Source organism: Cronobacter turicensis, from assembly GCF_041222865.1.
GTDB classification, from domain to species: domain Bacteria; phylum Pseudomonadota; class Gammaproteobacteria; order Enterobacterales; family Enterobacteriaceae; genus Cronobacter; species Cronobacter turicensis.
Map to the genome: position 1 here is coordinate 2,337,409 of NZ_CP165997.1, position 24,024 is coordinate 2,361,432.

Below are 24,024 nucleotides of genomic sequence, written 5' to 3' on the forward strand. Positions count from 1 at the left end.
TATTCAGCCTCCCTCAGTCGTTAAAAGCTTTGCTGCTCATGGTGTTTTCCTGAGTAATATCTTTCATGCTGAATTCAGGCGCTTCATGGGGAAGCGTTGCCCCCGTCCCCGTTACCAGATACGTCGCCACCTTCATCAGCATGTCACCCTGTGAGCCGTGCTCAATGCCGCTTTTGCTCAGCTTCAGATACGACCCGCCGCCGTTCAGCGTCAGCGTCTCCGGCGTGCTGATGACAATCTCATCCTCATTACTCGTGACGGTGAAACGGTCACGCGCGAACAGCGACATCGTGTTGTGCTGCGCCTGTATCTCCACCTCACCCTGATTCGCCACCACCTTCGCGCCGTCCTTATGCACAAACAGCCCCAGCGCTTTCTCCACCGTCACCGACAGGTTTTTCATCGCCCCCACATCCAGATGCTGACCGGCGTTTATCATGGTGTTTCCGGCGCTGGTCAGCTGGAGATGTTCCCCGGAGCTGAGCGCCATCCCCCGTGGCGCGCTTGCCAGCACCACGGCGGAATGCAGCTGCGCCAGCCGGTCCTGCACCAGAGACAGCTGCGTGCCGATATCGCAGGTCAGCGCCTGCGCCACCTTCGCCGCGTTATTCAGCGCCTGCATCTCACGGTTCGCCTGATGTATCTGGCCCAGCGCCTGCGTCATTTCCAGCACCGGTCCCTGCGCTTTCATCTGTTCATGCGCCGACAGGTATATCCCCTTCGCCGCCCGCACCGCGCCGTACTCATCCGTGCGCAGCTCAAAACCGGTGCCGCGCGCCTGTCGCCGGGCATCCACCAGGTGCCCCATGTTCAGCTGCGTCTTGCCGTACTCCGTGGCGAGCTTGATGTGCTCCTGCTGCCGCTGGTCTTCCAGCCGTAATTTGTTGTTCGCGGGCGTGCGCAGCACGTTGCGGGTGTGGTTGTCGCGGGTGACGTGGTCCGGGTGTGCGGAGTCATGCTGCGCGTGGGCGATATATGGACGGTCCGGGTCGCCACTGTCAAAGGCCACCGACACCTCCGTGCCGTCCAGCAGCGGGGCGTGCCAGCCGTAATTATCGCCCGCATAGGGTTTCGCCAGCCGCAACCAGAGGTACGCATAACCCGGCTCGCGGCCGGTGCGGTCAACATCCAGCTTCACCCGGTAGCGCCCGGTCTCGTCCAGCCAGGCGTAAATGTCACCCTTCTGCGTGCTCTCCACCCGGGCAGGCAGCGTGCCGGATATCACCGGTCGCCTGCGCAGCGGCGGGCGAAAGCAGACTGTTTCGCTGTAGGGAATGCCGTCAAAATCCAGTAGGAAACTGGCCCGGCGCGAACCGCGGCTGCGGATACGGGTAATGACGATGCCCGCTTTCAGCGTCTCCGGCAGGCTGCCATCCGCCTCGAGCACCTGGCCGGGTAACAGATGCGGGCTGGTGCTGCGACCGGTTATCAGCGACTGCCCGTTGAGAAGTCGCTCATGACGAAGCCTGGCGTAATACGCGCCGGTCTCCGGGCTGTCGCTGTCGCCTTCGGTCAGAAACGGTTCGGCATAGTGATATACCTCACCGGTGGTAATGCCGTCTGTGCTGCTGACGGACTGCGTGCTGTCCTGCGGCGTCAGCGCCTCGCGGTAGTTATAGTCGCGAGTGGCGACGCTGCCGCTCACCACATCAAACGCGGTCTGGAGATCCCAGACGCTTTCCTGTCCGCTGTCGCTCATGCCCGACGGATGTCGCAACGGCATCGTCACGCCAAACTGGTACTGCGCCTGGGAGTCCTGAAAGATCACGACATCCTGACCAAGCCGGCTGTCCATCTCGAAACGCCAGAAAATACCCACTTCTGCCAGCAGGCGCTGGATGAACGCCAGATCGGTTTCGCGCCACTGCGTGATCAGTTCACGCTGCGGGTATTCACGCGACAGGCGAAACTCGAAATCAGCGCCTTCCAGCTCATGCTCACGCAGTACTTTCTCCACCACCTCAACCACCGACTGATTAAGGTAAATTTCACTGCGTCGGGTATGCTGCATCAGGGCGATACGCGGCACCAGGCGCAGGGTGTACCGCGTTTCGTCTGCCGAGGTTGAAACACGCCGGAACGACTGCACCACGCCATAAACGCTGCGCACTTCTGTTGCGGGCGCGCCGGTAAACAGCGGCGTCTGGAAAGTAAAGGAACCGGGTTTGAGCAGCAGCGTGTCGCAGGCGATATCGGGGTTCGCACAGGTGAGCGCGATGTCGTAATACCAGGGTGCGCTAAGCGCTTCTTCCGCGCTGAAACTCAGCACGTCCAGAAAGTCACTGCAGCCATGAATATCGACCCGATATCGGGACTGGCCCAGAAGCTGCGCCGCCTGAGCGACGGTTGTATCCAGCGTAACATCACTCATTTCCGCGCTCCTTTATCGCCACATCAAACTCCATCACCACACCCTCTTCCTCACTCCACCCCAGCGTCAGAGAGAGCGGCTTCTGCTTCGCCGCCATGTGGCTTAATAGCTGCTGACTCAGCACCGGCAGGATCTGCTGCGCCAGCAGGCTGTCGATATTGCGCGCGCCGGTGTCCGGCAGCAGGCAAGCCGCCGTCAGGGCGTCGTACAGGCTTTCTCTGATTTCTGTCGTCAGGCCGTAATGACGATGCAGGCGCAGGCTTACCTGCGACAGCTTCATTTCCACGATGGCACGCATCGCCTGTGGGTGCAGCGGGCGGTAAATCACCGTCTGGAAGCGAGCGAGTAAGGCAGGCTGGAAATGGTCGCGCAATATCGGGCGCAGCAGTTCATGCAGGTCGGTATCGGTGGCATCCGGCTTTTCTTCCAGCAACTGCATGATGTGGTCGCTGCCAAGGTTGGAAGTCATCAAAATAACCGTATTGCGAAAATCGATTTCGCATCCTTCGCCGTCGCGCATAAAGCCGCGGTCAAACACCTGATAGAAGAGGTTCATGACGTCGCGGTGCGCCTTTTCCACTTCATCGAGCAGCACCACGCTGTAGGGACGTTTGCGCACCGCTTCGGTGAGAATGCCGCCCTGGCCGTAACCGACATAGCCCGGCGGCGACCCCTTAAGCTGCGAAACGGTGTGCGGCTCCTGATATTCTGAAAGGTTGATGGTTATCAGCGATTTTTCGCCGCCGAACAGCGCATCCGCCAGCGCCAGCGCCGTTTCGGTTTTGCCTGTGCCGCTCGGGCCGGTGAGCAGGAACACACCCTGTGGGCCATTTTCTGGCGTGAGCCCGGTTTTCGACGCGCGCAGCCGCTGCGCGACCGCCTCCAGAGCCGCCGTCTGACCAACCACGCGCGCGCCCAGCTTCTGCTCAAGGCTCAGCAGCTCTGTCTGTTCATCCTTCATCAGGGATGAGAGCGGCACGCCGGTCCAGTCGGCAATCACCGTCGCCACGGTACGCGCATCCACATCCAGCCCCAGCAGCGGGTTGCCCTGCTGAGCGATCGCCAGTTCTTCTTGCACTGCCGCACGCTCCGCCTGGCGGGAAATATCGCGCCGGCAGGCCAGCAACCGCTCCGTTGCGGCGAGCTCCTGATCGTACTGCGTTTCCAGCGAATCAAGATCAAGAATAATGCAGACTTCTTCCTGTTCAATCGCCGCCAGTCGCTCGCCATGCGCGGTACTGCCCAGCGCGATCTCTTCCAGCAGCGCCTGCTTTTCGAGTTCGAGGGCGGTAATGCGGGCGCGCCGCTGCGTCAGCGGCTCCGGTACGGTATCGAGACTCATGCGCACACGGGCTGACGCCGTATCCAGCAGGTCCACCGCTTTGTCCGGTAGCTGGCGCCCGGTGAGATAACGCCGTGAGAGCGTGACGGCGGCCCGGACAGCCTCATCGGTAATGTACACGCCATGGTGCTGCGCGTAGCGGGGTTTCAGGCCGCGGAGCATCAGGCAGGCGGTGTCGTCGTCCGGCTCATCGACTTTCACCCTCTGGAAGCGGCGCTCCAGCGCGGCGTCACGCTCAAAGTATTGCTTGTACTCGCTCCAGGTGGTGGCCGCGATGGTTCTGAGTTCGCCGCGCGCCAGCGCCGGTTTCAGCAGGTTGGCCGCGTCTGCGCCGCCCGCCTGGTTGCCCGCGCCAATGAGGGTATGCGCCTCGTCGATAAACAGCAGTACCGGCGCAGAGGAGTGACGCACCGCGTCAATGATGGTTTTCAGCCGCTGCTCAAATTCGCCTTTCACACCCGCGCCCGCCTGTAACAGGCCGAGGTCAAGCGTGCGTACCGATACCGGTTTCAGGTTATCCGGCACGTTGCCCTCCGCGATTCTGAGCGCCAGACCTTCCACCAGCGCGGTTTTGCCGACCCCCGGCTCGCCGACCAGTATCGGGTTGTTCTTGCGACGCCGTGAGAGAATATCCACCATCTGGCGGATTTCGTTGTCACGGCCAAAGACCGGGTCGATGTCTCCGGCTTTCGCTTTCGCCGTGATATCAAGAGTGAACTTATCCAGCACAGCCTGAAGCGCCGGGTTGAGTCCGCCCTCTTTTACCGGCTCTTTTTCCGCATGACCGGCAAACGCCACGCCGTCGCCAGAGTCGCGGGTGAGTTGCGCTTCCTGCTGCGCCTCGGGACGTTCATCCGACTGCGCATCCAGCATCGGGCGCAGACGCTCAAGTTGCGCGCGTGAAAGGCTCTGTAGCGGCCATATGCCGTCGCATTGAATCAGCGACGGTTTTTCGGTTATCGCCATCAGCAGATGTACGCCGCGTATCTGGCTGTTATCTTCCAGCGAGGCATACAGCCAGGCCTGTTGCAGCAGGCTTTGCAGATGATCAGCAAGCTCCGGGCGTCCGCGCACCGAGCGAGGCAGCCTGTCCAGATGCGCGAGTAAATTCTGCCACAGCCCATCCATATCCCATTCGTAGCGACGGGCGATCACCGTGATATCCCCTTCGCCCAGTTCCAGCAGCTTGAGCAACCAGTGCTCAGGCGCAATAGAGGCGTGAGCGCGGGTCTGACACAGCGTGGCCGCCGCTTCCAGCGCGCGGGCGCAGTAAGGATTTAAACGGCGCAGTAATACGGCTGACTGGTGTTCCATATTCATCTTCCCTCTGATTGCAGACACGCTACCGCCCCTCGCTGTTTATTTACCAAAGCGCATCAGGTCAGTACCGAATTGTGTTTTTGTTTGCTCAGCCGCCGACTACCGGCCACTCAGGAAACAAAAACTGCGGGCAGAGAGTCCTGCCCGCACGGGCGGATTACCCTAAATAATTCGCGCTGCAGGAAGGCGGCAAAAGTGTGAGTCTCCGGGAGCACAGTGAACTATGTGACCGGGCGAGCACATGCAGCCAACGCACCTGCGGCGCGAAGTGTGACGGGTAATCAGGCGGTGGTACGTTCGTTCCAGGAGTCGGAATGAATGATGTTGCCGTCCTTGTAGGTCCAGGTGATTTTTTCGTAGCGCAGTTCAATGCGCTCAAGATGGTTGTGCTTCTCCTTGGACGGGTCCTTGATGTCGTGCATCAGTGGCGCCACTTTCACCAGCTTCACGTTCTCCAGTTTCGTGTTGAAGTACTCCACTTCCTGGCCCGCGTCGTTAATGCGGTACCATTTGAACTCTGCCGATTTCAGGGTCTGGCCGGTGGTCACCGCCTTGTAGAGGTACGGGCTGGACGCGTCGATCTCCTTAGTGAACAGGAACGGCGTGTGAATACGGGTACCCGTCAGCTTGCCGGTGTTGTTGTCGGTCGGGATGTACAGGGTGTGCTCCTGCGCCACCACCTCGATGCTGCCTTCGCGATCCTTCACGTCAACGGAACCCTTGATGTCCGCGCCGCCATCGTCCTTCAGCCAAAGATAAACAGGAATTGCCATTGGATTGTCTCCATTTAAGGTTGAGTACCGCTCTCATCCTGTGAGGGCGGCAGGGGGATGTCCGGCAGCCGGCAGGCGTCGGCCTGCGGCACCAGACTGATTTCAACGCGACGGTTCAGCGCCCGTCCCTGTGTGGTGGTATTGGGGGCTGCCGGACGGCTTTCGCCGTAGCCCTGCACGGCAAAGCAGCTCTCCGGCACATCGCCGGTGTCGCGCATCCAGTCGCGCACCGATTCGGCGCGCTTAAGCGACAGTTGCTGGTTGGCGCGCTCGTCGCCCACATCGTCGGTGTGCCCGGCAACCACAATCAGCCAGCCTGGTTTGGCCTTAATGCCTACCAGCGCATTGACCAGTACCTTCGTGGAGCCGGGCTTCAGCCGCCACTGGCCGGTATCGAACAGTGAGAGGCTATCGAGACGAACGGTGTGGGGTATGGAATCCCGCGGTGTTGGCTGAGAGACATACGAGTCGATCGCCTGTTGTAAAGCGAGCCAGAGGCGCTGCCCGTTGTACAGGCCCAACCCATAACGCTGGGGTTCACCCTGCCGCTGCCAGCGTTCCAGTAGCAGCGCGTCACGCTTAAGAATGCCAAGCGAATGCGCTTTGGGGGCGTAATGCGTCATGGGGATGGCGTTCCAGCGTGCGAGATCGCCGCCTATTCGCTGAATCAACCGGTGATTGTTGGCAACAGAAAAAGCAATTGCAGCCAGTGCGCAACCCAGCAGAAGGACGGTGACACGACAGCCTGTTTTCCCGCCTGGAATCGGTGCCGCATAGGGTGCCAGAAGCGGAAGCAACGGATCGGCAAACCGTGAGGCTGGCGCCGTATGCGTTGTAACGTCAGGCAACTGCAACCGGGTTCGCTGATATAACCACTGCGGCCACAGAGCTGAACGATTACCGGTGCAGGCGCCAGTGCGGAATGCCACTGCAAACGGGTGCAAAGGTGGAAACAAACGGTCAGGGTTAATCAACTCACTCATGACAACCTGGCGAATAAAAGCAAAAGCCTCATTCAGTACAGGAATCGCCATGATGTTATTTTCGTCCTGCTGCCATTCATCCAGCGACGCCTGCGGTGCATTCTCAGGACACACGAAGGGCTTATCGCCGCGCACAATGACCCATGGCGTATCCGGCCCGGAAAACCGGCAGCTGAGCACGACCGGAAGCAGGGATCCCGTAAGCGCGGTTAACTGCCGGATCGCCTGACGTAATGTTTTAAGCCCCGCGCGTAATACCGCTTCATCCTGGTGCTTATCCGGAAGGCAGCAGTACATCACCGAAAGCTGCCCTGTCAGCGCGGGCTGGTGAGCCTGAAACCTACGGATAAGAGTGTGCAGTTCGCTGACATTATCGACACGCAGCCAGTACCCTTGTGCGGTATGGCGAACCGGTTGCCCGGAAAACAGCTCATCCAGCCCATCGCCGCAGACCAGCACAACCGGCCCCTGGTGCGAGTCAGGTAGTAAAGCAATGACCGTTGCGGCCTCTGATGGTGAGGTTTTACGCCTGCACGCCATCCACAGCAGGCGGCAGGCGACAGCCAACATCACTACTGTGATCAGCCACTTCATCACCACTGGCAGTGGAAAAAAACACCACAGTAACCACAGCAGTGCCATAAGGCTAATAAGGACAGGCAGGATGCCGGAGACAATGAGCGGTTTACGCATATCAATGCTGCTCCGGAAGTTGAGCAGACAGCAGCGCCTGGAGCCAGAGGTGTCCGCACCACCAGACAGCGCCCGTGACGACGACCGAAAACAGGATCCAGAATCCAACGGATCGCAACAGACTATAGCGACGTTTCTTAGTTCTGCGGACCACCAGTGAAATATCCGTATTGATCGGTGAAACCCGTGCGCTAAGCGCTTTCAGCGTCTCCTCACGCTGAGTGGTACTGACCGTTTTCACACCATACAGTCCCTGGAAACCGAGCGAGAGGACGCGGTGATAGCAGGTCAGTACCGCCTGTGATGGAGCAGGCTGGCGTAACACTTCCGCGATGCGATCCCAGATAGCTTCCCCGGCGCGTAAGGAACCAAAGTAACGGGCCTGCAGCGGCGCCGTACGCCATTCTTTCTGCCCTTCATCCGTAACAGGATCTTCACCGCCCTCTCCCAACGCTGGTTTACGGCTCATGACGGTTTCATCAAGCAGCGCGCACTGGGCATAAGAGATATGGTCTATGCTGGTGTCGTCATAACCCGCCTTTTGAAGCGCGTCGCGGACGCTTTCTACCTGATCGCAGCAGCGTTGATACAGCGATTTGCCGTCAGGAACCGAAGAGCCATATCGCAACAGCGTGACCGTAAGCCAGGTATCGGCCATCAATTTATCTATGTCGATTTCTTCTCTCATGAGCGCAGTACCGCAAACAGTTCAATCTCCAGCGCCCCCAGCAGCGAGGGCACATAGAACATACAGACGCCCTGCTCCAGCATGTCGCGCGCCGCCGCGCTTTCCATATCCAGCGCAAAATAGTGATTTTCCAGACGCACCGGCAGCGCGGCAGGCACGCGCGTGACAGGAATAAGCGGTATCCCGTTTAGCGCATTGATAGAAATGGAGTTCACCTCATCCGGGGAGCCGGCTTTACACAGGCCAGGGAAACGCTCAGCAATCTCCCAGGCGGGAATATCGGAGCGTACCGAAAGATAGAAATCCGCTTCTTCACGCAGCCGCATATCATGCAGCGAGGTTTTCCATGTCAGTTCGTCAATGCGGGACATGGGCAGCGCGATAACCCGTGAAGGCAGGCTTGCTTCCAGCAATTCGGTTATCAGATCGAACAGCGGGGGGAAAGTGTGCTCCGGCTCGTCATGGTCATAACCAGGAATAGTGTCCAGGTCGTGTTCCAGGGAAAACGTCAGCATACTGCCTGCCAGCCTTGCCAGTTCAGCCCAGACTTGCTCAGGATGACGAGCCGGAAAGCGCTCATATTCGCTAAGCACACGCGCATGAGAGTTAAGCGCATTGAGCAGCCAGAATAACGACACATCCGCGACGGCAAAATCGGCCAGCCGTTCGTTACTTTCGCGACGCATAGACATCAGTCGCTGGCGTCGGGAACGCAACTGACGGTTAAGCAAGACCAGGCGCTCCTGCAACATCGCGTTCGAGGAAAACAGCGCCATCGGCGGAATAAAAGCTGCATCTTGCCGCCAGCCGCCCTGTCCGTCACGGACAAGTCGGCTGACAGGACAACTCTGCCAGAATGCATTGCTTTCGTGCCCAAAGCGTAAAGAGAGATTAAAGTGAGCCACGGCCACTGATTCCTCTTCTGTCCCGAACACATCGGGCAGAGAAACCCACTCCTCGCGGTAACGTAACGGCCGCTCAGAGGCTGCGGACGCCTTCTGCACATTAACGATGCCTGGCTGCATCAGCGGCAACGCCAGCAGCAAAGTAAGGGTGTCCTGACCCGCCAGCTCACTCGGGTTAAGTTCGCGCGGCGGCGGCGCAAGATCGCTATTCAGCGTATCTACCAGCGTGCCATCGGGTAGCCATAAACGCAGCGCGCGCACCTGAATGCGGCCGGATGACAGCAGCTCGTCATCCAGTTCAACTTTCTCCACACCCCAGGGAAAAGGCGATGACAGGGCCGACACCCCGGCGTTCGTGAAGGCTTCCCAGGCAGACTGTTGCTGGAACTGCTGAGGGGACAGCAGTGCCCCCTCGTTCCATAATGGTCGATATATCTTCATTACCTCTCCGCGCGTCAGGCTTTCGCTTTCGGCATCTGCGACACCAGCGACAGGTTGACATCCATGCCTTCCACCTGGAAATGCGGCACGGCATAGAGCCTGACGCGGAAAAAGCCCGGATTGTCTTCGATGTCTTCCACCACCACTTTTGCATCGCGCAGCGGGTGTGACGCCTGAAGCTCATCGCCCGGATCGGTCATCTCCGTGACCAGCCCACGCACCCAGTTATTCAGCTCAAGCTCCAGCAGGCGGCGATCTTTGGTGGTGCCGATGTTTTCGCGCTGGATAAGCTTCAGGTAATGCGCAATACGCGACAGCAGGAAGATATACGGCAGGCGCGCGTTGATGCGGCTGTTAGCGGTAGCGTCCGGGGTATCGTACAGCGCCGGTTTCTGCGCGGAGTTCGCCGAGAAGAAGCAGGCGTAATCGCGGTTTTTGTAATACGAGAGCGGAATAAAGCCGAGGTTGGCGAATTCAAATTCGCGGGTCTCCGGGATCATCACTTCCGACGGGATTTTCACCTGATTGCCGGTGCCAAGATCGTAGAGATGGATCGGCAAGTCCTGCACCGCGCCGCCCGCCTGCGGGCCGCGGATCTGCACGCACCAGCCGTTATTAATAAAGCTGCGCACCATATTGGCGGCGAAGGCGAACGAGGCGTTGGTCCAGAGGTATTTCTCATGGTCCGGGCCTTTCACTTCTTCCACGTAGTTAAAGCTGCGCACCGGCACGGTATCCGGGCCATACGGCAGACGGCCCAGCACACGCGGCATGGTCAGGCCGATATAGCGGGCATCGTCGGTATCGCGGAAGGATTTCCATTTGATGTATTCCGCGCGATCAAAGTAGTTGCCGATATCCTTGATGGCCGCCACCTCTTCCATCGTGTCTTTCAGGAAGAATGTCGGGCCGACGGCGCCGATAAACGGCATGTGCGCCGCGGCGGAAACTTTGGAAATATTGCGCAGCAGGGCCATGTCCTGCGCGCTGGCGTCGAATTCATAGGATGAAATCACCGCCCCCACCGGCTCGCCGCCGGGCGTGTCATATTCCGCCGTGTAGGTGTGCCAGTAGAGGCCGCTCTGCACAATTTCCGGGGCATCCTCGAAATCCTGACGCAGATCTTCTTTGGAAATATCCAGAATTTCGGTGCGCACGTTCTGGCGGTAATCGGTACGGTCCACCAGATGCTTCAGACCGCGCCACAGCGATTCCACTTTCTGAAATTCACTGTGGTGCATCACCGCATCCAGCTGGCGACTGATTTGCCAGTCCAGATCGGCGATATGGTGATCGAGCAGCGTTTTATCGAGCTTTTCGACTTTCTGGCCAGACTGTTTCAGGCGCTCCAGAAAGACCTGTACCGCGGCGGTCACGCGCTCATCGGCAGAGGCGTCCGCCAGGCTCTGGCTGTCCTGCCAGGTATCGATATCGCCAAGCGCGGCGACCGGATGCAGGTTGATTTTTTCAAACAGCGAGGCGTACACGCCGCCAGTGGTTTCCAGCACCTGCGTTTCGCCGGCAGAAGAAGGGGTATTCTGAACAGACATCAGCATTTCTCTCATTAATCCGTAATAAACCCGGTCCGCCTCAGGCGTTTTTCGGGGCCAGCGAAGCCAGTTCCGCGCGTAAGCCATCGCTCAGCGCCGGATCTTTTAAGATGGTTTCCAGCTCTTTTCGGAAGGTGGCGTTATCAAGCAGATTCGATTTAAGGTCGCGCAGTAAATTGCGCATCGCGAGCATGGCTTTAAGCTGGGGAATTTGCCGCGCCACCTGCTCCGGTTCAAAATCTTTCATCTGGCGGAATGTCAGGCGCACGTTTTCTTCGCACCCGTTACCCGCCAACGTATTTTCCACGGCCAGATTCACGACAGGCGCAAATTCGCAAAGCACACTGTCAAAATTATTCTTATTGACGTCGATTTTTTTACGTTCGGAAAGCGGGTCTGTTTCCTGGCCGTTACTGAAATCGCCGGTGACTAATAATTTCAGCGGAAGCTCTACTTTTTTCTGAGCGCCGCCAGTGTGCAGGTTTAATTTGAGATTAATACGGGCTTTAGGAATTTCTTCCTGAAATGAACCAGACATGACATGTTCCTTCATAAAGGCAGTTTGACGTTGACGGAAAGAACAGGGAGCGTCAGCGACAATCCCTGCCGCGTTCTCTGCCGTATCCTTTACGGCAGTTAAAAAACAATTACTTGAATATGTTACGCCCGGCGCTGACGTTAACAAGGGGCTCACTATCTATATATGTTACACCGCATTTCAAAGACAAATAAAAATTACATGTATCACCCAATACTACATTTAAAAAACCATACTCTGTCTATTAATAATCAATAATAACCACATATCATTGCAAAAAACATCCAGTTCCGGACATGAGAAAACCTCCCCAGCCAAAATCTCATTTCTGTAGACGCAGATTTAGTGTGAAAGCAGCACTCTTTTTATAAAATTAAATTCATAACAGAAATACATTTTAAATATTAATACACGCCTAATTATTATTTATATTTGAAATATCTTCTTGCCGACAAGCAATAATCAAAACAACAAAGCAGCATTATTGATTTATTACGCTGAATAGAGGTGGATTCAACGCCCCCATCAGGAAGCCATCAAGCTCAGGAACGCTGAACATTACACAGCCGATTAACACGCGAGATGGAGTCAGTTTCATCACGTGGCTCCTGAAACTGGCATTAACGCCGTGTCGCGCCGGAGAGCATCCGTCACCGGCGAAGAAAAATGATGTTTTATATTTTCAAAGCATGCGTTCGTACAGCCTGTTACAACCCGCTCAAGAGATCTTCATCCGATTTGCTGAGCGGCCGCCAGGTCCCGTTCCTGATGGAAGTGATCGCGTAGGCCGCGCGCGCCGTTCTGCCGTTGCCGTCAGGGAATGGGTGCCAGCCGGTTATCCAGGCGAAGAGGCATTGTGGGTAGTGCGGCGAACCGGCCGAGACCGCGCTCATCCCGAGCTGGTGGCTGAACAACTCACGTCCGGAAAAGGAGGAAGGCACCGGCGTATCATTAGGCACGATACCGCGAGGCGTCGAACTGGCGCCTGGCGCGACCCGGCGATGCAGCTCTTCGACATCCGCAATCGATGAAATCGAAAACCCAAAGTTCAGGTAATGCGAAAGATAGCTCTTAATCAGCGGCGCGGTCCCTGCCGATGACGTCGAGGCCCCGGCAATCCACTGCGCCGCTTCTTCGATAGCCTCTTCTTCGGTTATCTGCATGGGCGTCCCCGGATGCGCAGGGGCGAGCCGCGCGAAGTGTCCCGTCAGCCGGGCCAGCTTCTTGCATTCAAGCGTCAGCAGCACGCCCAGCATCGCTTTGTCCTGCACATCCAGCGCGCGGACGGTATGCGTAATAAGATTGCTGGCAGGTACGGTGCCAATGGCGTGAACCAGTTCGTTGTAACCGTCGGCTTTAGAATAATCGCTGGGTTTCAGCATCAGACGTCCCTCATCTGTTTTATTCATCAGCGGCCCATCCCGCTGACGAATATAATAAAAAGACTTTCAGTATTGCCTGTATCGCTGATTTTTGCCTGAACGCGTGCCGCAAAATGTTTTAACGATGCGGCTGGATGGCGGTTTCGGAAAATCCTCATGATGGCGGAGAGCGGTTTTGCAGGCGAGCGCTAACCCTTTACGGGCGCGCGAATTGATAACGACAAACGCTCTGCGCGTCAGCAGAGCCAGGGGCAATCCTGACTGCTTTTGCCCTGCCAGGTTCATGCGCGGTAAACACGGCCAGTACTGTTGACGCGCCTATTCCCTGAGTAAGCCGCAACGCCGCGCGGCGGCAATCACCTCTTCTGCGGGCACGCTAATCCGCTTTTCAGCATCCGGGGCGCCCGCCTCGCTCAGCCACGCCGCCGCCATTTCAAAGCCGAGCGTATAGCCGTACCAGCGCGGCAGCGCGCCGCTGCCAAAAAACCAGGCCGCATGGTCATAATGCGTGTCATTGAGCGCGGCGCTGCTGACGCCCGCGGCGGTTAACGCGGCACGTTCAACCGCGCATTCCCAGGGCTCCGGCGCGCTGTGCATCAGCCAGGTGACGAAATGCCCGGCGAGCCCTTCGCTCACCAGCGCTTCACCGAGCGTCCAGCCATAGCCGGGTCCCGCCATGCGCATGCAGTGATGCACCTCATGCAGGATCTGCCGCCGGAACGTCCCGTCAGTCAGCGATGAACAGAGCTGCGGGTTATCCGGGTCAACGCCCATGCTGAATAACGCGCCGTGGTACGCGCGGCCCGCGATACCGATTTCCGGGATAACCTGACCCGGCGCGCGGTACACAAGCATATCGAGTCGCGGCGGGGTTACGGCGTTTGCCAGCGTCTGACACGCCGCGTCCGTTTCTTGTGCGATCCGGTCGCAAACATCGCGTAAATCGCCCTGCGCCTCCAGCCAGTGCAGCGTCCAGTGTTTCATTGCGGCTTCTCCTCCCAGAGCCGGAATTAAAAAAGGCCACTCGCGCGGCCTTTTTAATATTACACCTCCGGGAACACCAGGTTATTCCCCGGCGCCTCGCGATGAAGATGAATAAAGTTCAGGTGGCGCTCGTACTGATCGAGAATATCGATGATCACCTGCTCTTTGTTGTAATCCATCAGATCATTGCCCTGGCTGCCCTCCAGCAGGAAGGTTTCCAGGCGGAAATAGTGCGATTTCCCACGGCGGGCGCGGTAGGTAAAGCCCGGCACTGAATATTGCTGCGGCCACACCTGATAGACGAAATCCTGCTCCTCGCCCAGATGCACGCGCAGATCCAGATACCCCAGCGGCGTCTCTTCATCCGGCTCCACCTTTTTCAGCGTCACGCGGCCGCCGCGCAGTTCCAGCTCTTTGGCAACGTCTTCCATCGCCGGGAAAATGACCGTTTCCATCATCTGCTGGGTATAGCGTGTTCCCGGATAGTTCATCAGGCGTGACAGCCGTTTTTTCCAGCTCAGGCGGTCATTACCCGACGGAATATAAGGCGCCGTATCGCGGCTGGCGCTGGCGCGACGGTGATCTTCCACCTTCAGCGATTTATACAGCCCGGCCATGATGAAGAAAATGACGAAGCTGAACGGCAGCCCCATGATCACCGTGGTGTTCTGAAGCGCCGAGATGCCGTTGGTCATCAGCATCCCCATGGTCAGCACGCCGATGGCGACCGACCAGAAAATACGCAGCCAGTTGGCGGCGTCGCTGTTGATGTCTTTCAGTTTCGAGGTGAAGTTCGCCAGCACCAGCGAGCCGGAATCGGCGGACGTCACATAGAACAGCATACCGGTAATAGTCGCGACGGAGGCGCTCAGTTTAAACGCCGGATACTCCGCCAGCAGGCTGTAAAAGCCGCGTTCGGCATGGGCGATAACTTCCTGCGCAAAGCCTGCGTCGCCGTGAATGATCTCATACAGCGCCGCGTTGCCGAACACGGAGAGCCACAGCAGCGTAAAGGTAAACGGAATAATCAGCGTGCCGAGCACGAACTGGCGAATGGTGCGCCCGCGCGAAATACGCGCCAGGAACAGCCCGACAAACGGCGACCACGCCACCCACCAGGCCCAGAAAAACAGCGTCCAGCTATTCATCCACTGGCGCGGCATATCAAAGGCGAAGGTATTGAGCGTCATCCCCATAAAGCGGTTGATGTAATCGCCAATGTTGAGCACCAGCGCATTCAGCAGGAAATCCGTTTTGCCCATAAACAGCACAAACAGGATAAGCCCCAGCGCCAGGATGACGTTCAGCTCAGAGAGGAAACGAATGCCTTTATCAACGCCCGAGGTGACAGAAATGGTGGCAATCACTACCGATAACACAATCAGCGCCATCTGCGCCGTCAGCCCTTCCGGAATATCGAACAGCACTTTCAGGCCATAGTTAAGCTGCACGACGCCGATGCCAAGGGTAGTGGCGATGCCGAAAATGGTGCCGATCACCGCCGCGATATCGACCGTGTGGCCGATAGGCCCGTTAATGCGCTTGCCGAAAATCGGGTACAGCGCGGACCGAATGGTCAGCGGCAGATTATAGCGATAGCTGAAGTAACCCAGCGCAATCCCCATCAGCGCGTACATCGACCAGCCCGTCAGCCCATAGTGAAACAGCGTCCAGACCATCGCCTGGCGCGCGGCCTCGATAGTCTGCCCTGCCCCCGTCGGCGGCTGCATATACTGCGTGACCGGCTCCGCCACCGAGAAAAACATCAGGTCGATGCCGATGCCTGCGGCAAACAGCATCGCCGACCAGCTCAGCAGGCTGAATTCCGGTTTTGACTGCTCCGGCCCGAGTTTAATATCACCGTAGCGCGAACAGGCCATGTAAATGACGAAAACGATATAGAGCGTGGCGGCCAGCATGTAATACCAGCCAAACGTCGCCGAGACCCAGTTGACCGCGATCTGGATCCAGGCGGCGGACAGCTCGCTGAAGAAAATGGTGACCAGTGAAAAAGTCAGAATCAGCGCGGCTGAGGTGTAAAACACTACCCCATTAATTCTGTTTTTTTCACTGGCAGGTGGATTAGTCATCGGTTACCTCTGGTTAATGTCCTGTCAAAAATGAAAGCGTTAGCGCGAGTGTGGTTATCTGCCCCGCAAGGCGCGTCTCTTCTCCTTTCAATAGTTCACCACGGTGATTAATCGCCTCTTAGCGTAGTCTACCGTTCCGCTTTTGCGACAATTCAATCACAACATCTTAACAATTTATTTTTTTATATTGAACGTCCAATCAAAAAAAGTTTAAATAGTCGCTAACACGTGGTGAAGCGGAGTCTGGGGTCATGCCAAAGGTAGGAATGCAGCCGATACGGCGCAGGCAGTTAATTGATGCAACGTTAAGCACCATCAATGACGTTGGGATCAACGACGCCACCATCGCGCAGATCGCGCGTCGGGCGGGCGTTTCGGCGGGCATTATCAGCCACTACTTTAAGGACAAAAACGGCCTGCTCGAAGCGACCATGCGCGATATCACCCGCCAGCTGCGCGACGCCGTCGCCGCGCGCCTCATACCGCTGGCGCAGGCCAGCACCGAGGCGCGCCTGCTGGCGATTGTCGAAGGCAACTTCGATGACACCCAGGTGCACAGCGCGGCGATGAAAGCCTGGCTCGATTTCTGGGCCAGCAGCATGCATCAGCCGCAGCTCGGTCGTCTGGAGCGCGTCAGTAGCCGCCGGTTGTTTTCGACGCTCGCCGCTGAATTTCGCCGCGAACTGCCGCGCGAGCAGGCGCGGCTGGCGGCGCATGGCCTGGCGTCGCTCATTGACGGCCTGTGGCTGCGCGCGGCGCTCAGCGGCCAGCCGTTTAATCTGGAGATAGCCCGCACGCTCACCACCCAATTCATCCGTCAGCAACTGGCTGGCGCAGCGCCCTATTGAGAAGGAGGAATCATGTCCCGATTCGCAGAACAGCCGCTTTACATTGACGGCAAATATGTCCCGTCCGCCACGGGGAATACCTTCCAGACCCTCAATCCGGCGAACGGCGAGGTGCTCGCCGAGGTGCATGAAGCAGGCAAGCTTGATGTCGATCGCGCCGTTGAGGCGGCCCGCAAAGGCCAGAAAATCTGGGCGGCGATGACCGCGATGGAGCGCTCGCGCATTCTGCGCCGCGCGGTCGATATTCTCCGCGCGCGCAATGACGAACTGGCCGCGCTGGAAACGCTCGACACCGGTAAACCGCTGAGCGAAACCCAGGCGGTCGATATCGTCACCGGCGCCGACGTGCTGGAATACTACGCCGGGCTTATCCCCTCGCTCGAAGGCCAGCAAATTCCGCTGCGCGAAACCTCTTTCGTTTATACCCGTCGCGAACCGCTCGGCGTGGTGGCGGGGATCGGCGCGTGGAACTACCCGATCCAGATTGCGCTGTGGAAATCCGCTCCGGCGCTCGCCGCCGGCAACGCCATGATCTTCAAGCCGAGCGAAGTAACGCCGCTCACCGCGCTTAAGCTCGCGGAAATCTACACCGAAGCGGGCGTGCCGGACGGCGTGTTCAGCGTGCTTAACGGCAGCGGCGCGGTCACGGGCCAGCTGCTGACTGAACATCCGGGCATCGACAAAGTGTCGTTCACTGGCGGTGTCGCCAGCGGCAAAAAAGTGATGGCGAACGCGGCAGGCTCGACGCTGAAAGAGGTAACGATGGAGCTTGGCGGTAAATCGCCGCTCATCATTTTTGACGATGCGGATCTCGATCTTGCCGCCGATATCGCCATGATGGCCAACTTCTACAGTTCAGGCCAGGTCTGCACCAACGGCACGCGCGTGTTTATCCCGGCGAAATGGCAGGCCGCGTTTGAAGAGAAAATCGCCGCGCGCGTGGCGCGTATTAACGCAGGCGACCTGAACGACCCCGCCACCAACTTTGGCCCGCTGGTGAGCTTCGCGCACCGCGATAACGTCATGCGCTACATCGACACCGGCATTCGTGAAGGCGCGCGCGTGCTGTGCGGCGGCAAACGTCTGACCGGCGCCGGGTTCGACAACGGCGCGTGGGTTGAACCGACCGTCTTTACCGACTGCCGCGATGAGATGACCATCGTGCGCGAAGAGATCTTCGGGCCGGTAATGTCGATTCTGACTTACGAGCGCGAAGAAGAGGTTATCAAACGCGCCAACGCCACCGACTACGGCCTCGCCGCAGGCGTCGTCACGCAGGATCTCAACCGCGCGCACCGCGTCATTCACCAGATTGAAGCCGGTATTTGCTGGATCAATACCTGGGGCGAATCCGCGGCCGAAATGCCGGTCGGCGGCTACAAACACTCCGGCGTTGGCCGTGAGAACGGGCTGATGACCCTGCAAAATTACACGCAGGTGAAATCGGTACAGGTCGAGATGGCCCGCTTTCAGTCCGTATTTTGATCCCCTTTTAACCTGAGGAACGACTAATGGAATTTGATTACATCATTATCGGAGCCGGATCCGCAGGGAATGTTTTGGCAACAAGACTGACCGAAGACAGCGATGTCACTGTGTTACTGCTGGAGGCGGGCGGTCCTGACTATCGTTTTGATTTCCGCACCCAGATGCCCGCGGCGCTGGCATACCCGTTACAGGGCAAACGTTATAACTGGGCCTATGAAACCGAGCCTGAGCCATATATGAACAACCGCCGCATGGAGTGCGGGCGCGGCAAGGGCCTCGGCGGCTCATCGCTGATTAACGGCATGTGCTACGTGCGCGGCAACGCGATGGATCTCGACAACTGGGCGCAGCAGCCCGGCCTTGAGCGCTGGACGTATCTCGACTGCCTGCCCTACTACCGTAAATCCGAGATGCGCGATAGCGGCGCGAACGACTATCACGGCGGCGACGGCCCGGTCAGCATCACTACCTGCAAACCGGGCAACAATCCGCTGTTCGCGGCGATGATTGAGGCGGGCGTGCAGGCGGGCTATCCGCGCACCGACGATCTGAATGGCTATCAGCAGGAAGGTTTCGGCCCGATGGATCGCTTCGTCACGCCGAAAGGCCGCCGCTCCAGCACCGCGCGCGGCTATCTCGATACCGCGAAGCAGCGCCCGAACCTGAAAATCATCACCCATGCCACCACTGACCGTATTCTTTTTGAGAACAAACGCGCGGTGGGCGTGGAGTATCTGCGCGGCGCCAGCAACACGCCGCAGCAGGTCTATGCGCGCCGCGAAGTGCTGCTCTGCGCAGGCGCCATCGCCTCGCCGCAGATCCTTCAGCGCTCCGGCGTCGGCAATGCTGAACTGCTGAAGCAGTTTGAAATTCCGGTGGTGCATGACCTGCCAGGCGTCGGCGAGAATCTTCAGGATCACCTGGAAATGTATCTGCAGTACGAGTGCAAAGAGCCGGTGTCGCTCTACCCGGCGCTCGAATGGTGGAACCAGCCGAAAATCGGCGCGGAGTGGCTGTTTAACGGCACCGGTATCGGCGCCAGCAACCACTTTGAAGGCGGCGGGTTTATCCGCAGCCGCGAAGCGTTCGCCTGGCCGAACATTCAGTACCACTTCCTGCCGGTGGCGATTAACTACAACGGCTCGAACGCCGTCGAAGCGCACGGTTTCCAGTGTCACGTCGGCTCCATGCGCTCGCCGAGCCGCGGCCACGTACGCATTAAATCGCGCGATCCGCGCCAGCATCCGGCTATCCTGTTTAACTACATGTCGCATGAGCAGGACTGGCAGGAGTTCCGCGACGCCATTCGCATCACGCGCCAGATTATCAACCAGCCCGCGCTGGATGAATTCCGCGGCCGGGAAATCAGTCCAGGCATCGACTGCCAGACCGATGAACAGCTTGATGAATTTGTCCGCAACCATGCCGAGACTGCGTATCACCCGTGCGGCACCTGCAAAATGGGCAGCGATGAGATGGCCGTTGTGGATGGCGAAGGCCGCGTGCACGGGCTGGCAGGCCTGCGCGTGGTGGATGCGTCCATCATGCCGCTTATCATCACCGGCAACCTGAACGCGACCACCATCATGATTGGCGAAAAAATCGCGGATAACATCCGTGGCCGTACGCCGCTGCCACGCAGCACCGCCAGCTATTTTGTAGCGGGCGACCGCCCGGTGCGCGGCGAGCCGCTGCGTTCGTAACCGTATCGCCGGTGGGCATCACGCTTACCGGCGCTCTCCCGACCGCCCCCTGTTGTTTCTCATCAGTTACCCCAGGTTTTCTGACGCAATCTCGTCCTGCAACCACTGCCCGAACGCCGCCAGCGCCGGATCGTTCATGCCCGACTCCGCCGGTGTTATCAGACAGAACGTTTTACTGAGGCTTAGCGCCTCCGGCCAGGGCGCCACCAGCGCGCCGCGCGCCAGTTCATCTTCTACATACCTGCGCGGCACCAGCGCCACGCCCTGCCCCGCCAGCGCGGCGGCGATCGCCATCTCATGTAAGTCGTAGCGCACGCCCTGCGCGGGGTTATTCAGCGCGGTTCCGGTTTCACGCGCCCAGTCCTGCCACGCCTGCGGGTTCTGACGGCGGTGAATGCGCGGCAGCGCGTTGAGCGGGTCATCAGCGTCCGCCGTGGTCAGAAGCGACGGATGACACACCGGGAGCAGCCGCTCCTCAAACAGCCGCGTGACGCGCATTCCGGCCCAGGCGGGGTGTTCAAAATGCAGCGCCGCGTCAAAGCCGCTGCCGCTCAGAATAAAGGGCTCGGTACGGGCGGCGATGTTAAGCGTGATATCGGGGTGACGGGCGCGAAACGCGCCGAGACGGGGGATCAGCCAGCGGCTGGTGAAGGTCGGGAGCGCCGCCAGCTCCAGGTGCTGGCCGCCTTCCGGTATGCCGCGGATGTACTGCGCGTCCATATCGAGCCGCGCCAGCGTCTCACGCACGCGAGCGGCGTAGCGCGCGCCCATCGGGTTAAGCCTGACGCGGCTGCCGGTGCGGTCGAAGAGTTTGCAGTCGAGCAGCGCTTCCAGCCGCGCAATCTGGCGGCTGATGGCGCTTTCGGTCAGCGCGAGTTCTTCGGCGGCTCTCGCGAAATTACCGTGACGGGCGGCCGCCTCGAACGCCTGCAGCGACGCGCTGCCGGGGATTTTTCTGCGCATGAATACGGCTCCTTATGCGCCATTCAGTGACGAAAAGTCATCAAAGCGTGAAATAGTATCGCTTCACCACCGGTAATGCAGCCTTTAGCATGATGAAACATCAACATACGACGCATATTTGCCGGAGATACACATGGAAGGTCATGCTTTTTCGTCACGCCAGGTGGGCGATTACCAGGTTACTGCGCTTTTCGACGGCACGATGGCCGTGGGGTTTGAATTGCTTGCGGGCATCGATGCGACTGCCGCTGAGGAAATACAGAAAAGCCACGGCGTCAGCGCGCCCGCTACGATAGACATCAGTGGTTATCTTATCCGTGGGCGCGGCCGCGTCATGCTGGTTGATGCCGGAACCGACGGCAGGAATAACGCCGGGGGAGGATTGCCTGACGCCCTGCGCGCGCTCGGCGTCGCGCCTGAGGATATCGACACTCTTTTGCTGACGCACGGCCATCCGGATCACCTCGGCGGCCTGCTGCGCGAAGACGGCGCACCCGCTTATCCGCACGCCGCGCTCTGCCTGCACCCTGCGGAGGCGGCCTTCTGGCAGGACGAGGCGCGGTTAATGGCGGCGAATGAACGCACGCAGCGCAATATCCTGCTGGCGCGCCGCACGCTGGACGGTTACGCGCCGCGCCTGCGTTTTACGGATGACGCGGACATCGCGCCGGGTATTCGCGCCGTCCCGCTACCGGGCCATACGCCGGGCCACACCGGCTTTCGCATCGATTCAGGCGGGCAACGGCTGCTTATCTGGGGCGATATCGTGCATTACCCGTTTATCCAGACCGCGCATCCATCGGTCACTGTCGCCTTTGACCACGATCCGGCGCAGGCTGAAGCCACCCGCCGGACGCTGCTCGCGCAGGCTGCTCGTGAGCATCTGTTGATTGCCGGGATGCACACCGGCCGCCAGGGTTTTGCGTATGTGCGCAAGGCCGATGACGGTTATCGCCTGATACCGGCGTGACGGCACCGCTGTTTTCAGGCGCAAACCGTTACTTTTCAGCGGGCGTATAGCGTAAATAGCCAGCCACCCCGCCACCGCCGTCGTTCGGATGATGGCTGCCTTCCGTGACTTTGATTTCAGGAAAATCAAAGGGAGAAACGCCTTCAAGGCACGCCACATTCACGCCATATTGATCCGGGTTTGAACGCCGCTGGTGAAAAGTATAAATGCCGCATACCGAACAGAAATAGTGCGCTGCCTGGCGGGTATTAAAACGGTACTCTGTGAGTTTTTCCTTACCCTCCAGCACCGTAATACCGGTAAGCGGCGCCGAAACCGTAATGGCGCCGCGCATCCGGCAATAAGAACAGTTGCAACGTCGGGCGGTATTCAACCCGTCCGTTAATTCCACGGTAAATTTTACCGCGCCGCAATGACACTGGCCGTTCATTTTTTGCATGATGTACGTCTCCTCGCCGGTAACGTTTATTTTCAGATGCGCTCGTCCACGCCGTGGGACGCATTGTTAATTATGCGATTCGACCCCTTCTTTTCCGCGCAGACGTGAAGACAAACGGGGCCGTTATCGTATATATAATAGTTACCCTCTCTCTTTTAATGATCCTGGCTGAACCATACCGCCGCACGAAGCGGTGGCCGTTGCGTTCAGCTTTTTCCCGGCGCGCTGCGCTTATTTAAGACTACACAACATTGCCCATGCTCACGCCCCTGATATGCTGGGCGAGCAAAAGGAGGAAGTCTCATGAACAATGTGATTTACAGCATGATTGCTAAAATCTCGAAAATGGATGCAGAAGCGAAAATTCTGACGGCTCAGGTAGAAGCGCAGGCATTGCTGTTAAGCGCCATGCTAATGACCATCGGGAAAAACGGCGGAATGGATGAGATGATTGGCGGTGTTAAAAAAGCCATCAATGCGGCGCTGGATGCGGAAGATAATCCATTTAAATCGGATACTGAAATATTACTAAGTCAGTTTAACGAGCTGTTATCGATTGCCTGCGTGCTGGATAACGAAAAGCCGGAACTGGATATTGAAGCTTTGCGTAAACTCTCATCCTCTCTCACCAGCGATAAGCGCTTCTGACGCGCAATTAACCGCTACAGGGGCGATGCCCCCGTAGCGAGGAATTAATAGAACTGTCTGATCGCGTTTTCGGTTTCCTGATCGCTCACCAGGCCGGAAAAACGCGCCACAAGATAGGTTTCCCCGTCAAGCTTATAACTCTCAATCGGCAGCTCAAGCGTTGCGCCTTTTTCTCCGCTCATTCTCATGACCGCCAGTTCATCGTCCACAGCGACATGCTCAACCTGTCCGCCTGGCATAATTGTCACGACATTCTTTGGCATACGTTAGCCCTCTGGTGTGATTAATAATCGACCTTAACACAGGCAAGGCAAGCGCGCCTGATTTTATAACCCGCTTAGTAATGCGGGAATGGGGCGGGTTTCGGCTGCCAGCGCGCGACGGCCGCCTTAATATCGTCGCCATAAGGCTCCAGGTCTGCGGTGCCTGTCAGATACGCCACGCTGTCGTCTGAAAGCCAGACGGTGATAAAAAAGGTAATGGCGCCCTCACCCGGTTCGCGGGAGGGTTGCGTCAACGTTCTGGCGCCTTCTGCCACTTCGGCCAGTTCGCCAGCCCATCCATGGCCGAATAACATCACGTCAAGCATAAGCATCCTTAAAGAAAGATCAGATGAGGCACGCGATGTGCCACGGCGTTACCGGTCGTCTGATAGCGCCAGAAATGGTGCTTACGGGAATAACGTTTCTGCGATCGCGTAAAAAGAAAAGGTCACGCCGGAGCGCGACCTTTGGAAAGGTTTACCTTGCTTAAGTATCAGGCTCGTGTGCCACCCTGACGGGTGAAGCACGGTGGGTAAACAGGCGCTGTAGCTGGTGTTGGCTGGGTGTACAGCCCCTGAAACCACCCTACCATGAGATCGGAATTACCAATAGAAAATTAACAATCAATTGCCAATAACGATT

General features: G+C 58.2%; 20 protein-coding genes. 5 read left to right on the forward strand and 15 right to left on the reverse strand.

The genetic code is table 11. The annotated features are described in order from the left end of the window. Positions 1 to 13: 13 nt before the first annotated feature. The 11 genes from AB8W27_RS11175 to AB8W27_RS11225 form a co-directional block, all read right to left on the reverse strand. The gene (locus AB8W27_RS11175) at positions 14 to 2,371 is read right to left on the reverse strand and encodes a type VI secretion system Vgr family protein (RefSeq protein ID WP_015741072.1); all 2,358 of its coding nucleotides are present in this window, start codon (positions 2,369 to 2,371) and stop codon (positions 14 to 16) included. Beyond that, on the reverse strand, positions 2,364 to 5,027 hold the full coding sequence (tssH, locus tag AB8W27_RS11180; RefSeq protein ID WP_041923492.1) for a type VI secretion system ATPase TssH: 2,664 nt from the start codon (positions 5,025 to 5,027) through the stop codon (positions 2,364 to 2,366). Before tssH ends, AB8W27_RS11175 begins: the two co-directional genes overlap by 8 nt. Positions 5,028 to 5,314: 287 nt before the next feature. Further along, positions 5,315 to 5,806, reverse strand: a complete 492-nt coding sequence (locus AB8W27_RS11185; RefSeq protein WP_015741070.1) for an Hcp family type VI secretion system effector — start codon at positions 5,804 to 5,806, stop codon at positions 5,315 to 5,317. 14 nt (positions 5,807 to 5,820) lie between these two features. Beyond that, the gene (locus AB8W27_RS11190; RefSeq protein WP_282914005.1) at positions 5,821 to 7,482 is read right to left on the reverse strand and encodes an OmpA family protein; all 1,662 of its coding nucleotides are present in this window, start codon (positions 7,480 to 7,482) and stop codon (positions 5,821 to 5,823) included. A gap of 1 nt (position 7,483) precedes the next feature. Continuing rightward, complete coding sequence (tssL, locus tag AB8W27_RS11195; RefSeq protein ID WP_015741068.1) at positions 7,484 to 8,170, reverse strand: type VI secretion system protein TssL, short form; 687 nt, start codon at positions 8,168 to 8,170, stop codon at positions 7,484 to 7,486. After that, positions 8,167 to 9,516 carry a type VI secretion system baseplate subunit TssK gene (gene tssK, locus AB8W27_RS11200; protein WP_015741067.1) on the reverse strand — a complete coding sequence of 450 codons (1,350 nt, stop codon included), beginning with the start codon at positions 9,514 to 9,516 and terminating at the stop codon, positions 8,167 to 8,169. The genes tssL and tssK overlap by 4 nt, the downstream gene beginning before the upstream one ends. Positions 9,517 to 9,530: 14 nt before the next feature. Continuing rightward, positions 9,531 to 11,072: a type VI secretion system contractile sheath large subunit gene (tssC, locus tag AB8W27_RS11205; RefSeq protein WP_007760679.1), complete on the reverse strand. Its 1,542-nt coding sequence runs from the start codon at positions 11,070 to 11,072 to the stop codon at positions 9,531 to 9,533. Positions 11,073 to 11,106: 34 nt separating this feature from the next. Further along, complete coding sequence (gene tssB / locus AB8W27_RS11210) at positions 11,107 to 11,604, reverse strand: type VI secretion system contractile sheath small subunit (RefSeq protein ID WP_015741066.1); 498 nt, start codon at positions 11,602 to 11,604, stop codon at positions 11,107 to 11,109. A 707-nt stretch (positions 11,605 to 12,311) separates the two neighbouring features. Continuing rightward, positions 12,312 to 13,013 (reverse strand): hypothetical protein, encoded by a 702-nt coding sequence (locus AB8W27_RS11215; protein WP_015741064.1) that lies wholly within the window; start codon positions 13,011 to 13,013, stop codon positions 12,312 to 12,314. A 291-nt stretch (positions 13,014 to 13,304) separates the two neighbouring features. Beyond that, a complete protein-coding gene (locus AB8W27_RS11220) occupies positions 13,305 to 13,970 on the reverse strand; it encodes a DUF2268 domain-containing putative Zn-dependent protease (RefSeq protein ID WP_015741062.1) in 666 nt (221 codons plus the stop codon). Between the two features lie 59 nt (positions 13,971 to 14,029). After that, on the reverse strand, positions 14,030 to 16,060 hold the full coding sequence (locus AB8W27_RS11225; protein ID WP_007760674.1) for a choline transporter: 2,031 nt from the start codon (positions 16,058 to 16,060) through the stop codon (positions 14,030 to 14,032). Positions 16,061 to 16,311: 251 nt separating this feature from the next. Between AB8W27_RS11225 and betI the strand changes: the two genes are divergently transcribed. From betI to betA, 3 genes are read left to right on the forward strand one after another with little or no spacing between them, the layout of a single operon-like run. Next, positions 16,312 to 16,908, forward strand: a complete 597-nt coding sequence (betI, locus tag AB8W27_RS11230) for a transcriptional regulator BetI (RefSeq protein WP_015741061.1) — start codon at positions 16,312 to 16,314, stop codon at positions 16,906 to 16,908. Between the two features lie 12 nt (positions 16,909 to 16,920). Next, the gene (gene betB / locus AB8W27_RS11235; RefSeq protein ID WP_015741060.1) at positions 16,921 to 18,393 is read left to right on the forward strand and encodes a betaine-aldehyde dehydrogenase; all 1,473 of its coding nucleotides are present in this window, start codon (positions 16,921 to 16,923) and stop codon (positions 18,391 to 18,393) included. Between the two features lie 26 nt (positions 18,394 to 18,419). Then, the gene (gene betA, locus AB8W27_RS11240) at positions 18,420 to 20,099 is read left to right on the forward strand and encodes a choline dehydrogenase (protein ID WP_015741059.1); all 1,680 of its coding nucleotides are present in this window, start codon (positions 18,420 to 18,422) and stop codon (positions 20,097 to 20,099) included. 66 nt (positions 20,100 to 20,165) lie between these two features. Here betA and AB8W27_RS11245 read toward each other — a convergent pair whose 3' ends face one another. Further along, positions 20,166 to 21,062 (reverse strand): LysR substrate-binding domain-containing protein, encoded by an 897-nt coding sequence (locus AB8W27_RS11245; protein ID WP_015741058.1) that lies wholly within the window; start codon positions 21,060 to 21,062, stop codon positions 20,166 to 20,168. Positions 21,063 to 21,195: 133 nt separating this feature from the next. Between AB8W27_RS11245 and AB8W27_RS11250 the strand changes: the two genes are divergently transcribed. Continuing rightward, positions 21,196 to 22,032, forward strand: coding sequence for an MBL fold metallo-hydrolase (locus AB8W27_RS11250; RefSeq protein ID WP_041923491.1), 837 nt, complete (start codon positions 21,196 to 21,198; stop codon positions 22,030 to 22,032). A 28-nt stretch (positions 22,033 to 22,060) separates the two neighbouring features. Here the strand turns inward: AB8W27_RS11250 and AB8W27_RS11255 are convergent, their stop codons facing one another. Beyond that, entirely contained in the window at positions 22,061 to 22,471 is a 411-nt protein-coding gene (locus AB8W27_RS11255; protein ID WP_041923490.1) for a GFA family protein, read from the reverse strand. Between the two features lie 303 nt (positions 22,472 to 22,774). Between AB8W27_RS11255 and iraP the strand changes: the two genes are divergently transcribed. Beyond that, the gene (gene iraP / locus AB8W27_RS11260; protein WP_007760656.1) at positions 22,775 to 23,119 is read left to right on the forward strand and encodes an anti-adapter protein IraP; all 345 of its coding nucleotides are present in this window, start codon (positions 22,775 to 22,777) and stop codon (positions 23,117 to 23,119) included. Between the two features lie 44 nt (positions 23,120 to 23,163). Here the strand turns inward: iraP and AB8W27_RS11265 are convergent, their stop codons facing one another. Next, complete coding sequence (locus AB8W27_RS11265) at positions 23,164 to 23,382, reverse strand: hypothetical protein (RefSeq protein WP_032806449.1); 219 nt, start codon at positions 23,380 to 23,382, stop codon at positions 23,164 to 23,166. A 74-nt stretch (positions 23,383 to 23,456) separates the two neighbouring features. Next, a complete protein-coding gene (locus AB8W27_RS11270; RefSeq protein ID WP_015741055.1) occupies positions 23,457 to 23,708 on the reverse strand; it encodes a hypothetical protein in 252 nt (83 codons plus the stop codon). Positions 23,709 to 24,024: the final 316 nt, after the last annotated feature.

Bases quoted from the DNA above. Each gene is read 5' to 3' on its own strand.
- AB8W27_RS11175 (WP_015741072.1), bottom strand. From the start codon at position 2,371: ATGAGTGATGTTACGCTGGATACAACCGTCGCTCAGGCGGCGCAGCTT.
- tssH (WP_041923492.1), bottom strand. From the start codon at position 5,027: ATGGAACACCAGTCAGCCGTATTACTGCGCCGTTTAAATCCTTACTGC.
- AB8W27_RS11185 (WP_015741070.1), bottom strand. From the start codon at position 5,806: ATGGCAATTCCTGTTTATCTTTGGCTGAAGGACGATGGCGGCGCGGAC.
- AB8W27_RS11190 (WP_282914005.1), bottom strand. From the start codon at position 7,482: ATGCGTAAACCGCTCATTGTCTCCGGCATCCTGCCTGTCCTTATTAGC.
- tssL (WP_015741068.1), bottom strand. From the start codon at position 8,170: ATGAGAGAAGAAATCGACATAGATAAATTGATGGCCGATACCTGGCTT.
- tssK (WP_015741067.1), bottom strand. From the start codon at position 9,516: ATGAAGATATATCGACCATTATGGAACGAGGGGGCACTGCTGTCCCCT.
- tssC (WP_007760679.1), bottom strand. From the start codon at position 11,072: ATGCTGATGTCTGTTCAGAATACCCCTTCTTCTGCCGGCGAAACGCAG.
- tssB (WP_015741066.1), bottom strand. From the start codon at position 11,604: ATGTCTGGTTCATTTCAGGAAGAAATTCCTAAAGCCCGTATTAATCTC.
- AB8W27_RS11215 (WP_015741064.1), bottom strand. From the start codon at position 13,013: ATGAATAAAACAGATGAGGGACGTCTGATGCTGAAACCCAGCGATTAT.
- AB8W27_RS11220 (WP_015741062.1), bottom strand. From the start codon at position 13,970: ATGAAACACTGGACGCTGCACTGGCTGGAGGCGCAGGGCGATTTACGC.
- AB8W27_RS11225 (WP_007760674.1), bottom strand. From the start codon at position 16,060: ATGACTAATCCACCTGCCAGTGAAAAAAACAGAATTAATGGGGTAGTG.
- betI (WP_015741061.1), top strand. From the start codon at position 16,312: ATGCCAAAGGTAGGAATGCAGCCGATACGGCGCAGGCAGTTAATTGAT.
- betB (WP_015741060.1), top strand. From the start codon at position 16,921: ATGTCCCGATTCGCAGAACAGCCGCTTTACATTGACGGCAAATATGTC.
- betA (WP_015741059.1), top strand. From the start codon at position 18,420: ATGGAATTTGATTACATCATTATCGGAGCCGGATCCGCAGGGAATGTT.
- AB8W27_RS11245 (WP_015741058.1), bottom strand. From the start codon at position 21,062: ATGCGCAGAAAAATCCCCGGCAGCGCGTCGCTGCAGGCGTTCGAGGCG.
- AB8W27_RS11250 (WP_041923491.1), top strand. From the start codon at position 21,196: ATGGAAGGTCATGCTTTTTCGTCACGCCAGGTGGGCGATTACCAGGTT.
- AB8W27_RS11255 (WP_041923490.1), bottom strand. From the start codon at position 22,471: ATGCAAAAAATGAACGGCCAGTGTCATTGCGGCGCGGTAAAATTTACC.
- iraP (WP_007760656.1), top strand. From the start codon at position 22,775: ATGAACAATGTGATTTACAGCATGATTGCTAAAATCTCGAAAATGGAT.
- AB8W27_RS11265 (WP_032806449.1), bottom strand. From the start codon at position 23,382: ATGCCAAAGAATGTCGTGACAATTATGCCAGGCGGACAGGTTGAGCAT.
- AB8W27_RS11270 (WP_015741055.1), bottom strand. From the start codon at position 23,708: ATGCTTGACGTGATGTTATTCGGCCATGGATGGGCTGGCGAACTGGCC.